The 12,911-nt window shown below is 66.6% G+C and carries 18 protein-coding genes; 1 reads left to right on the forward strand and 17 read right to left on the reverse strand.

Going from position 1 to position 12,911, the window contains the following annotated elements; all coding sequences use genetic code 11:
* Window positions 1–247 precede the first annotated feature (247 nt).
* A complete protein-coding gene (locus tag BV95_RS03235; protein ID WP_037447303.1) occupies window positions 248–466 on the forward strand; it encodes a hypothetical protein in 219 nt (72 codons plus the stop codon).
* A 177-nt stretch (window positions 467–643) separates the two neighbouring features.
* Here BV95_RS03235 and BV95_RS03240 read toward each other — a convergent pair whose 3' ends face one another.
* The 17 genes from BV95_RS03240 to BV95_RS03320 form a co-directional block, all read right to left on the reverse strand.
* Window positions 644–1,201 carry a hypothetical protein gene (locus BV95_RS03240; RefSeq protein WP_037447306.1) on the reverse strand — a complete coding sequence of 186 codons (558 nt, stop codon included), beginning with the start codon at window positions 1,199–1,201 and terminating at the stop codon, window positions 644–646.
* Window positions 1,202–1,823: 622 nt separating this feature from the next.
* Window positions 1,824–1,991 (reverse strand): hypothetical protein, encoded by a 168-nt coding sequence (locus BV95_RS03245; protein WP_156028549.1) that lies wholly within the window; start codon window positions 1,989–1,991, stop codon window positions 1,824–1,826.
* 585 nt (window positions 1,992–2,576) lie between these two features.
* A complete protein-coding gene (locus BV95_RS03250) occupies window positions 2,577–3,569 on the reverse strand; it encodes an SLOG family protein (RefSeq protein WP_037447491.1) in 993 nt (330 codons plus the stop codon).
* 572 nt (window positions 3,570–4,141) lie between these two features.
* Window positions 4,142–4,615, reverse strand: coding sequence for a hypothetical protein (locus tag BV95_RS03255; RefSeq protein WP_037447312.1), 474 nt, complete (start codon window positions 4,613–4,615; stop codon window positions 4,142–4,144).
* A 138-nt stretch (window positions 4,616–4,753) separates the two neighbouring features.
* Window positions 4,754–5,092 carry a single-stranded DNA-binding protein gene (locus tag BV95_RS03260; protein ID WP_010409121.1) on the reverse strand — a complete coding sequence of 113 codons (339 nt, stop codon included), beginning with the start codon at window positions 5,090–5,092 and terminating at the stop codon, window positions 4,754–4,756.
* 688 nt (window positions 5,093–5,780) lie between these two features.
* Entirely contained in the window at window positions 5,781–6,188 is a 408-nt protein-coding gene (locus BV95_RS03265) for a hypothetical protein (RefSeq protein WP_035386729.1), read from the reverse strand.
* Window positions 6,163–6,474 (reverse strand): prevent-host-death family protein, encoded by a 312-nt coding sequence (locus BV95_RS03270; protein ID WP_016510718.1) that lies wholly within the window; start codon window positions 6,472–6,474, stop codon window positions 6,163–6,165. The genes BV95_RS03265 and BV95_RS03270 overlap by 26 nt, the downstream gene beginning before the upstream one ends.
* Window positions 6,475–6,613: 139 nt before the next feature.
* Window positions 6,614–7,090, reverse strand: a complete 477-nt coding sequence (locus BV95_RS03275; RefSeq protein ID WP_037447318.1) for a DUF736 domain-containing protein — start codon at window positions 7,088–7,090, stop codon at window positions 6,614–6,616.
* A 180-nt stretch (window positions 7,091–7,270) separates the two neighbouring features.
* A complete protein-coding gene (locus BV95_RS03280) occupies window positions 7,271–7,795 on the reverse strand; it encodes a hypothetical protein (protein WP_156028551.1) in 525 nt (174 codons plus the stop codon).
* A gap of 249 nt (window positions 7,796–8,044) precedes the next feature.
* Window positions 8,045–8,566 carry a DUF736 domain-containing protein gene (locus BV95_RS03285; protein ID WP_037447324.1) on the reverse strand — a complete coding sequence of 174 codons (522 nt, stop codon included), beginning with the start codon at window positions 8,564–8,566 and terminating at the stop codon, window positions 8,045–8,047.
* A 165-nt stretch (window positions 8,567–8,731) separates the two neighbouring features.
* Window positions 8,732–9,259, reverse strand: coding sequence for a hypothetical protein (locus BV95_RS03290; RefSeq protein WP_197419142.1), 528 nt, complete (start codon window positions 9,257–9,259; stop codon window positions 8,732–8,734).
* Window positions 9,260–9,372: 113 nt separating this feature from the next.
* Window positions 9,373–9,891, reverse strand: coding sequence for a hypothetical protein (locus BV95_RS03295; RefSeq protein ID WP_024310585.1), 519 nt, complete (start codon window positions 9,889–9,891; stop codon window positions 9,373–9,375).
* Between the two features lie 23 nt (window positions 9,892–9,914).
* On the reverse strand, window positions 9,915–10,199 hold the full coding sequence (locus tag BV95_RS03300; protein ID WP_037447327.1) for a hypothetical protein: 285 nt from the start codon (window positions 10,197–10,199) through the stop codon (window positions 9,915–9,917).
* A 72-nt stretch (window positions 10,200–10,271) separates the two neighbouring features.
* The gene (locus tag BV95_RS03305) at window positions 10,272–10,466 is read right to left on the reverse strand and encodes a hypothetical protein (RefSeq protein WP_024310583.1); all 195 of its coding nucleotides are present in this window, start codon (window positions 10,464–10,466) and stop codon (window positions 10,272–10,274) included.
* A complete protein-coding gene (locus BV95_RS03310; protein WP_037447332.1) occupies window positions 10,463–11,011 on the reverse strand; it encodes a hypothetical protein in 549 nt (182 codons plus the stop codon). The genes BV95_RS03305 and BV95_RS03310 overlap by 4 nt, the downstream gene beginning before the upstream one ends.
* Before the next feature lie 24 nt (window positions 11,012–11,035).
* Entirely contained in the window at window positions 11,036–12,157 is a 1,122-nt protein-coding gene (locus tag BV95_RS03315; protein ID WP_037447334.1) for a phosphoadenosine phosphosulfate reductase domain-containing protein, read from the reverse strand.
* Between the two features lie 6 nt (window positions 12,158–12,163).
* Window positions 12,164–12,880: a hypothetical protein gene (locus tag BV95_RS03320; RefSeq protein ID WP_037447337.1), complete on the reverse strand. Its 717-nt coding sequence runs from the start codon at window positions 12,878–12,880 to the stop codon at window positions 12,164–12,166.
* Between the last annotated feature and the right edge of the window lie 31 nt (window positions 12,881–12,911).

Consider the following 12,911-nt stretch of genomic DNA (forward strand, 5'->3'; position numbering starts at 1 on the left):
CGATCATTGGACCGGACTCCGGGAGGGAAAGCGCCGCAGGCAGGCGATCATCGGGCAGGACCGAAGGGGGTTGGGCGGAGCAATCCCGCCCCACGACGGACCTGGCCGCAGGTCAGTGTCCGTCGCCCCATGCTGGTCCGGTAAAACCGGACCAGCGAGCGAGTATGGTTGTCGCTATTGTGCAGCTGGGTAGGTGCTGGCATCGTACAACATGGAGGCTGGTTCACGATCAGAAAAGGCATGTCGAATGGCACGGAGTATCGAGCAGGAACGGGCGCAGCTTGAGGCCGATGAACAGCGGCTCAACGAGCGTCGCAAGCAACTCGCCGATCGCGAGCGATCGGGGTTGTTGAAGGAGGTTGAGAAGTCGGGGCTGATGAAGGCCGATCCAGCCCAGTTCAGCGCCATCATCGGGGCGATCAAGAAGCTCGGGATCGACGAGACCGTGAAGCGCCTGACCGCGTAGCGGGTCAGCGCAGGAGCGGGCTCAAGCCCATCAAGCAAAAAAGGGGAGCAGCCGTAAGGCGCTCCCCTTTTCAATGCCTGGCCGAAGCTGGCGATGCTTCGGTCCATTGAGGCAAAAGAATGGGGAGCATCGAGGCGAAGCCCGATGCCCCCCGACGCGATGGTGACTGGAGGGAGGCTATCCCCAGACCATGCGTATCTCGTCACTGGTAGCGGCCTGAGCCGCGAGCGAGTCGAACCGCTCGAGGTAACGGCCATCATTGAGGTGGCCTAGATCGCGGCGGACGTAAGGCTGACCCAGAGTATCGCGCAATTCGGTAATGGGTATGCTGCCGCGATTGTCGTCGGCAAGCCGGAGCGCGTCGAGGACGCGATAGGCGTTGCCGTTGGCGAGGTTGATCTCCGATGCGCCGTCGGGCGTGGTGGCGACGTGCATGGTGATCGTGCGGGTTGCATCGTCGCGCCAGAAGCGGACGTTGAGTCCACGAAACTGGGCTTCCTCGACAACGGAGATGACACCAACGTCGTGATCGAAGATCGCGCAGATTGATGCGAGCGACCAGGGGCACACGCGGGCTTCGAACGAGCACGACACCAGGGGGTCATCGTCCTCGTCTTCGAGAAGCTGGCCACGCTCCCGGGCGAAGGCGCGGAACGCGGCGAGCTGGCGGGCGGTGATGACGGCGGGCGCGGCATCGGCTTTCCGATCGACGCTGAGGAAGAAGGTGATCGACATGGTCTGTCTCCCATTGGAACCATCATCCCCGGTTTCCCTCCCCTTCCGATCCGTCAGGATCGGCATGGCCGATCACGGGGTCATGGGTCGGTCCGCAGGACCGGTTGCCCGAGCGATGCGTAGCTGGTGCTCGCAATGCGCAGGCATTGCGGCACCGCGAGCGAGCCGGGCATTGGTCGGACTGCGCCGGTCGATGCGTAGCGAGCGCGACACGCGCAGGCGTGGCCGCGATGCGAGCGAGACGGGCGCGGTCGATAAGCGGGTGCGATCGGCACGAGCGAGGCGTAGCGAACCGGCGATCCGAAGGGATCGTCGTGAAGCGAGCGAGCCGTGCCGGTCAGCCCATACTCGATCGCATCGGCACGGCGCGATGCGCAGCGGCAGCGCAGGCGATGCGACGGCATCGCCGCGCCCGCCAGCGAGCCGTGCCGATGCCGCAGTCGAGACGCCGGCTGAGCCGCGACGGTCGATGCGTAGCGAGCGTGACACGCGCAGGCGTGGCCGCGATGCGAGCGAGGCGATGCGACGGAGTGACAGATCGATCCCGGCACCGGCGAGGCGTAGCAGGCAGTGGCAATGCGACGGCATTGCCCTGCCGCGAGCGAGCCGTACCGATCCTCCGTCAGGGATCGACCGCGTCAATTTCGATCAGGCGTGCGGTGTCGGTCCACGAGATGATCTCATAGTCGTCCGACATGTGGGTGTAGTGGCCACTGCGAACCTCGCCGATCGTCGCGCATGTTCCGTCCGCCCAGAGTGCGTAGTCGTCGTTCGAGATGGGGTCGGTCATGTCATTCTCCTTTTGCTGACGCGAACCGTCCGGCATGCGGTGTTCAGGGCGGTTGATGCCGTTGACCGGGAAGCCGTGGCGAGCGCAGCGAAGGCAGGGATCCCGGTCAACGCTCGAGAGCGGGGGAACCGATTTTGTGCTGGCGGTCCGCTGAGCGGAGCGATTGCGGACGGGCAGCGCAAAATTTGGGGGATCGCGAAGTCTCGACGGCCCGTGATACCCGCATGCCATTCTGTAGTGAGGCGAGCAAAGGATAGCCCTTTCGGGGTCGCACCGGGGTTTTCCAAGGGTCGCATCGGCCGAGGCGTAGCGCGCTGGTCATCGCACTCAGCGATGACCGCTAAGCGAGCGAGGCGATGCGACGGAGCGACAGATCGATCCCGGCACCGGCGAGGCGTGGCAGGCAGCGGCAATGCGACGGCATTGCCCTGCCGCGAGCGAGCCGTGTCGATCCGGCAACGCGGTGCGATCGACCGCAAGGTCAGTCCCACGCGGCGCGATGGGGCTCGATGCCCCGGAGCGCCGCCCAGGGCGACGTAAAAAAGGGGAAGGACTCCGGTTTCCCGGAGCCCTTCCGTGAGTGCGTCAGGCGCGACGGCCGCGCTGGCTGGGCTGCACCGGCGCCTGTCCGTCCTTGCGGAAGACGTGGAGCGGTACGCCGGCGGTTCGCAGCTTGCGCGCGAAGTCGATCTGGACGCCCGATCCTTCGCAGACGATCGCTTCGACGGGACGCAGCGAGGCGATGCGGTCGTTGCGCAGGAACCCGCCCCGGTTGCCGTGGCGCTTGTCGAGGAACATGCGCACCAGCTTGACCTCGCGCGAGGCCGCCCACGACGCTGCGATGGCGTCGGCACCCTTGTTCATGGCGGTGGTCATCAGGACCATCGACGGGATGCGACGCTTGATCTGGTCGAGGCGTTCGAAGAGCTGCTCGTGGTCGTGCCATTCCATGCCGCCCGAGAAGGCGACAATCGGGCCGCTCGGGTTGTGCTCGTCCCGACGCTTTGCCGCGCGTGCCGCCAGATAGTCGGCACCGTCGATCATCGAGGCGGTCAGCTTGGACGACACCCTGCTGCCGCGGACGGTCGAGAAGGGCCGTCCGGTCTCGACGCGATACACGTTCCCGGCGTGGTCCCGCATGCAGCGCATCGCCTCGGCGCAATTCTCGAGGGTCTGGCAGAGCAGCTGGGTTTCTTCGAGTTCCACCGCGTAGATCTCCGAGGGGTCGTAGCTGCGCACCAGGTCGCCCAGCTTCTTGGCGGCGTCATCCTCCCGCCCCTCGATGCGCTTGGCCACCATGTGGAAGCTGTTGACGAAACCCCATGCGAGATCGGCGGCGAATTCTTCCATGCGGGTGTCGCGGAACACGTCGAACATCGTCGCCAGCATCTGCTCGACGGCGTGCGCGGCCTGCTCCGGGTCGGGCATGTCCAGCTTCTCGGCTTCGCTGACGATGGAAAGCTTGGCCATCTCGCTCGCCTCGATGAACGCCCCCTGATAGGTCTCGGTGGTGTCCTCGTCGGCGCGGCGCTCGTTGATCGCGCGGCCCATGTCGTTGAAGTTGCTGTACTTGGTCATGATAGCCTCCATGAGTTGAAAATCTCACCTTCTCTCGGTGAGGAATCTCATCCGGCATGCGGCGGTCAGGGCGGTCAGGGACGTTAACCGGGAAGCCGCGGCCCGCAGGGTCGCGGACCCCGGTTAACGCTCGCGCGCGGGGGAGCCGATTTTCTCGTGCCCTGGAGGCGGAGCGAAGCGGAGGCGGAAGGGTGCGTGAAAATTGGGGGGACCGCGCGTCCTTGACGGCCCGCCAACCCCGCATGCCAGACTTCCTCATCACAGAGAGAGAAAATATTATGTTGTGGTGGGCACGCCGGGTCGGACCGAGCACGGGCGGCGGTGATGCGCCGCCAGGCGCAGCGCCGCAAAGGCAGCGCCAGTGAGCCCGGGAGGGCGAGCCAGCTGCCGCCGCCCGCGCGCAGGACGCCCGGCGCCGGCATAGGGATCGTCACCCGCAGGGCGGAGACCCCGCCAGGGGGCTCCGTGAGGCCCGCCAGGGCCGAATAGAGCCCGGTCCCGCCCACAAGGCGGGACGCCCCGCCCTGCCCCTCTACGGCCGTCCCACAGCCAGCACAGCAGGATCAGCAGGATCAGTCCCATTCATACTCGCCACCGTCATCCCCGGCATCGTAATCCGGCATCTCCTGGATTCCCGGGTCGTCTGGATCGCGGTTGGCATCGGGGTCCTCGCCGTGCGGGTCGGTCTGGATATCCGGTTCGGTTGCGAACCGGATATCTTCACCGATCCGGTCAGCAATGTCCGGCTCGACCGCGCTGTCATCGTCTAGCCAGCAGGAACGCGGACACTGGAGCAGCTGGTGACCACGATGGACGAAGGGCTGGCCGTTCATCAGGATGGGTCGCTCGGCGAGACGCCGGCAGGGTTCATTGCGACGGTTGCGGAAGCCGTACGGCACCGCCAGCGGGGCGAGCGCGACGGCATTGCCGTCGTGGTCGCCGCCGGCGGGTGCCGGCTCGTCGACCCGAGCGACCGGGTCCGGTGCCGCAGGTATCGGCTCGGGCGCGAACGGGTCGCCGTCGAACATGTCGCGCTGGACGGTCATGGTGCCGGACCTTTCAGGTGAGCGCGCGCTGGCGCAAGGCCGCGGTGCGAAGCACCGTGGGCGAGGCGTCCTGCGCGGGCGATGATGAAGCATGCGCGAAGGGCGACGCCCGCAGACGCCGCCCGGTTCGCTGGCCGGTCAGTAGAACTCGGCGCGATCGGCGATGATCTCGCAGCCGTAGCGGTCGTTGCCGTCGCTGTCCTGCCAGCGGGTGTAGTGCAGGCGTCCCTCGATGGCGATGAGGTCGCCCTTCTTGCGGTTGCCGGCGATCGCCTTGGCGAGGCCGTTGAAGCAGGTGACCTTGTGGTATTCGGTCTCCTTGACGGTGAAGCCGTCGTCGCCTTTGTAGGTGTGGCCGTCCTTGTTGAGCTTCGGGCGATCGGTCGCCACGAAGATGGTCGCGACGCTGGTGGCGCGATTGACTTCGCGCAGTTCGGGGGTGCGGGTCAGGCGGCCGACGAGGTTCACGTTGTTCATGGCATTGCCTCCTTGGGTTGGTCGGCGGTCCGTCCGCCGGTGTCACCTGAAGGGCGTCGCGGTTCGGGGCGTCGCACCGGAGGGCGAGCTGGGCCGGCGCGCAGGCGGCGGGCCTGGTCGACCGGAGGGGAACCCCTTTTGCAGGGGTGGTGCGGGCAGCCGCGCGAAGCGCGGCAACACGGCCCTGCCAAAGGGGTTGCGAGGCCCCGGGGCGCGGCGCAGGTGACACGAAACGGCGGATGGGCCGTCGATCAGCCCAAGGTTCCCGCAGGCATTGCCATGGACAAACCTCGTGAACCGCTCATGTCGGTCGCCTGACCCGTACCCCCGAACGACCCGGCGCGAAGGCAGGCGTGCCGCCAGCGTCGCTCGCTGACCGACGTGGTGCCGCTCCGAAGCTCGACAAGGACGGCCGCGCCCGGGCGACGACGCACCGGCAAGGAGACCGGATGCCGCAAGGTCGCCCGACGGCCGACCCTCGCCAGGGCGATCGCCGGCAACCGCATCGGACCTGGGCGTCCTCATCGCCATCGGGGTTAAACGCCTGCCGATACCCGCTGGCAGGACAGCGACGGCTTTACGCGCCGCCCGGCTGCGAGATCATCGCCGATTGTGATGATCTATCCGTCCGGTCAGCGAATCGGGCGGCGTCTGCGGGCGTCGTCCTTCGGGTTGGCGTAACCAACGGTCAGCGTCGATCGGTTACCCGGACGGCGCTTGCCTGGACGGCACGAACGATCTTCTGAAAATACGTCGGGGGGCACCGCCCATAAATGAAGCTGCCGGTCCTCAGGTCGATGACATCATGGCCGCGCCAGTCGAAATCGTTGACGTCGTTGACGACGACGTGGCTTTCGCCGGCGCGCGGCAGGCCCATAGCCTTGGCGACCGGATCGGGTATCCGGTCGCTGCGAGAGGATCGCGCCTCCCCCTTCGTCGTGATGGGTACGACCGCGACGCCTCTGGCATCTGACGCGATTACCAGAACCGGGCGTTCCTTGACGCCCTCGTCACGACCGGCAGCCGCTTCATGGGCAAACAGATAGATGTAGTTGATGACATCGCCGGGTTCAGGCGGCGGTGTCGACGCGCTCACGCTCCCACCGATCGTCGGCGAGTTCGGCTTCTGTCGGGAGCGAGGCTTCAAGACGGGCCGCGAAGTCATCCGGGAATGTCCCTTCGGTATAGACCCGGCGATTGCCGTGGATCGCGCGGAGCGCAGCTTCGGCGCGGTCGAGGTAATCGGCGCTGACGACGGCGGCGAAGCGCCGGTTGCGCTTGGTCAGGATGACCGGCGCGAGCTGGCTCTTGTCGACGTAGACGCCCGGGGTCTTGTGGAAATCGGTGAGATTGACGGTCTCGTCACTGGCGGTAGCAGCCATCAGTGCCTCCTGTGGATCACGCGCATTATACGCAGTATGCGCGGAATAGCCAGAAACGACAACAGGGACCGCTTCGGTGATGAAGCGATCCCCGTCGGGGTGGCGACACGGGCGACGCATCAGCGCCGCCCGATGCCGGTCAGACCGTTTCGTCGACCGGCGCGGTGCTGGCGCCCAGACCGTCGCCGGTGTCATCGCCGGCGCCCGAGGTCGCCACGTCACGGCCATCGGCGGTGAAGGGCAGCGCGGGTTCGCCGTCATCCGCCTTGACGCCCAGCGCGGCACCGACGTCGCGGCGCTTCTGGGCGCGCTGCCACACGACGTTGTACGAGCCGTCGTCTTGGCGGAAGGCCGAGACCTGCAGCGGCGCGGCGAGCGACGGATCGTCGATGCGGCCGTTGAGGAACGCCTCGCCGGTGTTGTTCGAGGTGAGTTCGAAGAACGCCCCGACCTGCACCCACGTCCGGCCCGGGGTAAGCGCGTGGATCTCGTAGCGCGGGGCGCGCGGGTTGGACGACTGGACCGGCTTGAGCGCAATCGTCATCGCGACCGCGAGGGTGGAAATGCGGCCCATGAAAATGCCCGCGTCGTTCTGCTTGATCTGACCGATGTTCATGACGTGTCTCCTGTGATGTCGTGCTGGACCCCATGTCCTCGACACCGATCTTCAATCCTCCTCCCCTCCCCGGCCCTTCGGCCGGGCAGGGCGCGATGAGCGCCCCTCACCGACCGCGTCTTCACGCGGACGGTGGATCGTGCGGGACGCGGACCGGGCCTGATTGGGAGGTTGTCAACTTCAGGAGTTGGTTGGGACGATCGTCAGTACGGGCGGTTCGAACGATCCGAGGGCGAAATGCTTCAAGATCGCCTCATAGGAGCCGAGTTCGCGGGCTTCTTCCTCGCTGATGAGCGTTTTGCCGTCATCGGTCGCGTTGAAGGAGTGTCGTGGCCCTTCGCCGACCCAGATAATGGTTTCAGGGTTGAATGACCCGGCTGATCCGTCGGTCCAGCACACGAAAGGGAGATCGTTGGTGCAGCAGAATTCCTCGATCTCGTCGACATCTCCGATTGTCACATCGTGCGCTCGCATTCGGAGATGCTCGCCGGATTTGATGTCGTCGTCGGAGAGTGCTTCGCCCTCCCACTCAAGAGTGAGGCCCGAGGCATTCGCCAGTTCGATGAGTTTGGGAACTTGGTCGGCGGGCAGATTTCCCCCGATCGTAATTGAGACGGAGACGCGGTCGGCCATGTCGGGACCTCGTGATGAAGTGGACGTGCCGGTCCCGCGAGCGGTGTCATCACCATTCGCCCGGCTATCCATTCATCACCCCCTTCCCTTGAGCGTGGCCCAGGTTAGAACTGCGATATCCTGTGCTTATACGGCGATAAAGCGAAGGAATAGCTAAATTATCGATCCGATACGGTGTTGAATCGGGACTGGAGCCCATGAAGCAAAAAAAGGGCGACGCCGTGTGCCGGCGTCGCCCCGAGTTTCGGCGTGCGGGAGCGAAAGGGGGCGCGCCCGTGCGCCATGCGGTGCCGTGAGGGAGTGCACGGCACCGGGGGTGGATCAGGCGTCCTCGGCGACGCGCTGGCGGCGACCGCGGCCCTTGCCGACCGGCTCCTCGACCGGGGCGGTGGTTTCGCCCAGTCCGGTGTCGGTGGCGGCCGCATCGGGGCCGGGACCGTTGTCGACCGGGCCGCCATCGGCGCCGAACGGCGGCGACAGATCGTCATCCGCCTTGACGCCGAGCGCGGCACCGACGTCGCGGCGCTTCTGGGCGCGCTGCCAGACGACGTTGTACGAGCCGTCGTCCTGGCGGAAGGCCGAGACCTGCAGCGGCGCGGCGAGCGACGGATCGTCGATGCGACCGTTGAGGAACGCCTCGCCGGTGTTGTTCGAGGTGAGTTCGAAGAACGCCCCGACCTGCACCCACGTCCGGCCCGGGGTGAGCGCGTGGATCTCGTAGCGCGGCGCGCGCGGGTTGGACGACTGGACGGGCTTCAGTGCGATCGTCATCGCGACGGCGAGTGTGGAAATGCGGCCCATGAAAATGCCCGCGTCGTTCTGCTTGATCTGACCGATGTTCATCGTAACGTCTCCTGATGTCGTGCTGGACCCGATGTCCTCGACACCGATCTTCAATCCTCCTCCCCTCCCCGGCCCTTCGGCCGGGCAGGGCGCGATGAGCGCCCCTCACCGACCGCGTCTTCACGCGGACGGTGGATCGTGCGGGACGCGGACCGGGCCTGCCGATCATCGGCCGATCTTGTCGGTCAGGGCGGTGCCGATATCGGCGTGTGCCGCGGCGAGCGCGCCGATCGCGCGGCTGACGACGTCGGTCGCCTCGTCGCTCGGATCGATGCACCAGCATTTGCCGGCGTGGCGGATGTCGATCAGCCGGTCGGATTTGTTGTCGATCCCGAAGGTGTAGCCGTGACGCTGGTCTAAGCCGGCGACGGTGACGTCGGTCGTTTTGGCCTTGATCGTGACGACGGGCGCGACCGCGGGGGTCAGCAGCACGGTATCGCGCGGCGTTTGCGCCTGTGGGACCAGCGCGGGTGCGGGCGGCTTGCCGAGCGACGGCATCTTCGGGATCGGCACGAGGCCGTTCACCGCGTCCTGCGCCATGTCGGCCGCCATTGCGGTCGCCATGAAGATGGCGGTGCGCGCGAGATCCTGGGCGATGGCTTCGCGGTGCGGCTCGGTCAGCGTCGGCAGGAGGTGGCAGAGTTTGGTGTCGAGCGCGAAGGCGACGGGCTCGGCGTTGGGATCGATGCACATGATCGTGACCTTTCGGCAAAATGCCCGGACCCCATGTCCAGGATGCCGATCCGGTCCCTCTCTCCTTCCGGCGCAGCCGGTGCCGGCATCGTCGCGGGGCGATGCCGTGTCGTTCAGCGAGGCGGTCGCGGATGTCGCATGAGGCGCTTCCTGGCGCTCGACAGGTGATCGATCGAGCGTTGCAGGAAGAAGGCGTGCGCGCTGTCGGATTCGAGTGAGCCCAACCGGTTTTCGAGCGTCTTGATGCGGTGGTCGATCGCGTCGATCGTCAGCATGATGTCGTCGAACGAGAGCGCGACGACGGTCTGCGGATAGGGATAGGGCAGCGCCGGCGCGACGAAGGCGAGGAAATGGGGCTGCACGGGCAAATGGTGCAGGAGGGCGGTCGCGACCGCGCGGCGGATCTGGGAGGCGCCGTGGACGAGTTCTGCTAGCAGCACGTCCATCGCCATCGGGCGGACGATGCGCAGTGCGCCGGGGTCTAGGGTGACGGCGATCGGATCGGTCGAGGCGAGACCGATGACGCCCTCCGACAGGATGGCGAGAACGTCGCCTTCCTCGATGCAGGGACCGTCATCGAGACAGGCGTCATGCGCGGCTTCGCTGGTGTCGAAATAATGGACGCGGTACATGCGCTGGTCCTTTCTCGCTGGGATCAGGAATATTGCGGGCGACGCGCGGGAAACCGCGCGGGCGGGAGGCCGGAGAAGCTGAAGGCGCGGAAGCGTCCGCCGGTGTAGGCGGCCGAATCCACCGGCGGGCGATGCCGCTGCAGGCGGTCGAGCAGGCGATTGGCGCGGCGCATCGCCGCGACCGCGGCCTTGTCATGGTAATGGAGGGCGATCACGCGGACGAAGGTGCCGGTATCGTACCACCAGCCCCCCTCCTCGGGGCCACCCCACTCACGGTCGATTTCGTAGAAGGCGAGGATGCTGCGCATTGGGTTAACTCCGGTTGTCACCGGGTCGGATGATCCTCCCGGTTCACAACAGCCGGTCCGCCTTCCCCTTCCTCAGACGTCCGGTGCGTCGTCGGGACGCTGGTGGCGCAGCGCACGCGCGAGCGCCCGCTTGCGGGCGGTCGCCGCGGCGCGCGACGGATAGGCGCCCGAGAGGCGCGAGGGGTGCGAAAGGCTGTTGTCGAACACGACCCACCCCGTTGCGGTATGGGCGACGTGCATGCCGTCGCTGCGCGAGGGCGCGGTCATGACGGCCGCGCCCGCCTGACCGCGGCCTCGGCCGTGAGTTGGCCGGCAAGGGCGTTGCGATCCGAGGCGATCCGGCTGTCGGGCGCAGCCACGACTTCGGCCGCGCGGGTCAGCAGAGCCGCGAGGTCGGTGTCCGACATCGGCGCCGGTTTGGTCGCGGATCGCGCGGGTTCTTCCCCAGCCTTGTCGAGCATGAGCACGAGGATCGAGGGCTTGATGTCCTCGTCGAGCGGGCGACTGTCGGCGACGAACCTGCCGCCACGCGTGATCGCGAACGCGTTGAAGGTGGGTGATACCCCGTTATCGGCGTTGGGGATCGTGGTGCCGCGATCGTGGAACTGGATGTCGATGAAACGCGGCGGGCCACCATAAGTCTTTTCGAGAAAGCAGAAGGTCACGCGGCGACCCTCGCTGGTCTTCGCCGTGATCGTGAACGCGCCGTCAGGCACGTCGATGGGCTTGTGCGGCACGTCGTTGTAACCGGCGAAGCCCGCGGCGATCGCGTCGTCGCGCGTCATGACGGGGAGATCGGTGATATCGGCCATGTCGGGACTCCTTGATGATGGGGATCAGGCGGCGCGTTTGACCGTGATGAGGTCGGCGAAGCGGTCACGGACCGCGCAGGCATCGGGATAGAGGTTGGCGAGACCGTGCCGAGCGAGGATCGGCGCGCGCGAAGCGGCGACGACACCGGCCTCCTCGATGGTGGGGACGCGCGGTGGCCAGCCTCTGACGTAGCGAAGGTCGGGCGGCATCGCGCTTTCGAGCCGTCGCCGTTCGGCCGCATCGGCCTTGGCAACGGTAATCCGGTTCCTCAAATTACCTGGTATGTGGCGCGGTGCGACGTCGGCGAGCCAGCGCGCGGGCTGGAACGAGAAGGTCGAGGTCGCCTCGAGGTCGACCAGGTGAAGCAGCGCGGGACGATTTGCCGGTGCCGAAGCCGATGCCTGGGCGTCGCCGAGCGACTGGAGGACGCAGAAGCGGCACGACAGTCGCGACGACTGGTAACAGGTGTAGGCGACGTGCAGCGGGATGCCGAGCGTATCGTGCGCGGCGAAGACCTGTGGTGTCGTCCAGTGCGCGATCGGGTTCCACAGCATCATCGCGGTGCCGTGGGGATTGCCGGCAGCGGCGTAGCGCGCGTCTGCTTTCCATTCGGGTGTGCGTGACCGAGCGATGCTCTCGTCGCGGCGCAGTCCCAGCACGTTGATGATAGTCTGGCCGCGCAGCAGTCTGGCGAGGTGCGGCCCGATGACATGGGCCTTCATCTCTGAGGTGCAGAAGCGCAGCGCCGAGGATGACCAGGGACCGATCAGATTATAGGTTTCGAGTGCCTCGTAGCGCGCCTTGCCGTTGGCAAAGCGCGTGGCCCAGCGGTCGAACAGGTCGCCGGCGTTGCGCCGGACGATCGTCAGCGGGACGCCGGCGTGGGCCGCGAGATCCTCGACCGTCGCGGGCGTTTCGTCCCATTCGGCACGGCCGAGGTCGGCGTGAATGGCGATACGCCGCTCGCGCGGATGGCCGAGCGCATCGAGGATCAGGTTGACCGCGAACATCGCGGCCGAGCTGTCCTTGCCGCCCGAGAGGTTGAAGACGATCCATGCGCCGCGTTCGACCGCGTCGAGGATGGCGGGCGGCAGGGCGAGGGCCGGAAGGCCGGCGACCAGGCCGCGTCCGATGTCGATGAACATGGCCGTTCAGGCCGCGAGCGGCGCTGGCAGCGCCAGCCACTCGGGTTCGTCGTTGGCGATGACCGGATCGTGTGCGCGGGCCTCGGCTTTCGAGAACACGGTCGCGCTGGCGAGTGCCCCGAAGCCGTCGTCGTTGTTCCAGAAGACGGCGTGGCCGTTCTGGTCGCGCGAGGCGAGCACGAAACCGAAGCGACCCTCGTGACCATGGGTGTCGGGATCGGCTGCGGCGCTGCGCGCGGCGCGATCGAGGATGTCCTGGGTGCTGTGGAACGTCAGCCCCGCGTCGGTAATGATGACGCAGCCGCCTCCGAACTCGCCGGGGCGCAGCCGGTCGCAGTCGGAGATCCATGCGAACCCGCAGGGGAGCGCGGACTTGCAAGCGCGGAAGATGAGCTGGGCGACCTGTTCGACGCCGAATTGATCGCCGCTGAAGAATACGCGCGCGTTCCCGTCTTCGCCTTTCCAGTCGATGTCGATCGCGCAGTCGAGATAAGGGAAATGCCAATCGTCGAATATCTCGAGGAAGCTTTCGAACTTCATCGGCCCCTTCGCCGGGAACACGGCGTGGAACGCGGGATCGAGCGCGTCATATTCGTGGGCGAGGTCGGCATCGTCGCCGTTGGTGTCGAGGATATCGACTGCCTGTTCGGCAATGGTCAGCAACGCCGCGTCGGCGTGGCTCATGGTCAGCGTGAACGCGGCCTTGGTGTAGGTGTTCGCCATGGGAATGCTCCGAAATGATGGGAAATCGCTC

It is taken from the genome of Sphingobium chlorophenolicum, from assembly GCF_000722875.1.
Classification (GTDB): Bacteria; Pseudomonadota; Alphaproteobacteria; order Sphingomonadales; family Sphingomonadaceae; genus Sphingobium; species Sphingobium chlorophenolicum.

What these genes read in the sequence shown, in the direction of transcription:
- BV95_RS03235 (WP_037447303.1), top strand. Translation starts at nt 248, where the DNA reads ATGGCACGGAGTATCGAGCAGGAACGGGCGCAGCTTGAGGCCGATGAA.
- BV95_RS03240 (WP_037447306.1), bottom strand. Translation starts at nt 1,201, where the DNA reads ATGTCGATCACCTTCTTCCTCAGCGTCGATCGGAAAGCCGATGCCGCG.
- BV95_RS03245 (WP_156028549.1), bottom strand. Translation starts at nt 1,991, where the DNA reads ATGACCGACCCCATCTCGAACGACGACTACGCACTCTGGGCGGACGGA.
- BV95_RS03250 (WP_037447491.1), bottom strand. Translation starts at nt 3,569, where the DNA reads ATGACCAAGTACAGCAACTTCAACGACATGGGCCGCGCGATCAACGAG.
- BV95_RS03255 (WP_037447312.1), bottom strand. Translation starts at nt 4,615, where the DNA reads ATGACCGTCCAGCGCGACATGTTCGACGGCGACCCGTTCGCGCCCGAG.
- BV95_RS03260 (WP_010409121.1), bottom strand. Translation starts at nt 5,092, where the DNA reads ATGAACAACGTGAACCTCGTCGGCCGCCTGACCCGCACCCCCGAACTG.
- BV95_RS03270 (WP_016510718.1), bottom strand. Translation starts at nt 6,474, where the DNA reads ATGGCTGCTACCGCCAGTGACGAGACCGTCAATCTCACCGATTTCCAC.
- BV95_RS03275 (WP_037447318.1), bottom strand. Translation starts at nt 7,090, where the DNA reads ATGAACATCGGTCAGATCAAGCAGAACGACGCGGGCATTTTCATGGGC.
- BV95_RS03280 (WP_156028551.1), bottom strand. Translation starts at nt 7,795, where the DNA reads ATGGATAGCCGGGCGAATGGTGATGACACCGCTCGCGGGACCGGCACG.
- BV95_RS03285 (WP_037447324.1), bottom strand. Translation starts at nt 8,566, where the DNA reads ATGAACATCGGTCAGATCAAGCAGAACGACGCGGGCATTTTCATGGGC.
- BV95_RS03290 (WP_197419142.1), bottom strand. Translation starts at nt 9,259, where the DNA reads ATGTGCATCGATCCCAACGCCGAGCCCGTCGCCTTCGCGCTCGACACC.
- BV95_RS03295 (WP_024310585.1), bottom strand. Translation starts at nt 9,891, where the DNA reads ATGTACCGCGTCCATTATTTCGACACCAGCGAAGCCGCGCATGACGCC.
- BV95_RS03300 (WP_037447327.1), bottom strand. Translation starts at nt 10,199, where the DNA reads ATGCGCAGCATCCTCGCCTTCTACGAAATCGACCGTGAGTGGGGTGGC.
- BV95_RS03305 (WP_024310583.1), bottom strand. Translation starts at nt 10,466, where the DNA reads ATGACCGCGCCCTCGCGCAGCGACGGCATGCACGTCGCCCATACCGCA.
- BV95_RS03310 (WP_037447332.1), bottom strand. Translation starts at nt 11,011, where the DNA reads ATGGCCGATATCACCGATCTCCCCGTCATGACGCGCGACGACGCGATC.
- BV95_RS03315 (WP_037447334.1), bottom strand. Translation starts at nt 12,157, where the DNA reads ATGTTCATCGACATCGGACGCGGCCTGGTCGCCGGCCTTCCGGCCCTC.
- BV95_RS03320 (WP_037447337.1), bottom strand. Translation starts at nt 12,880, where the DNA reads ATGGCGAACACCTACACCAAGGCCGCGTTCACGCTGACCATGAGCCAC.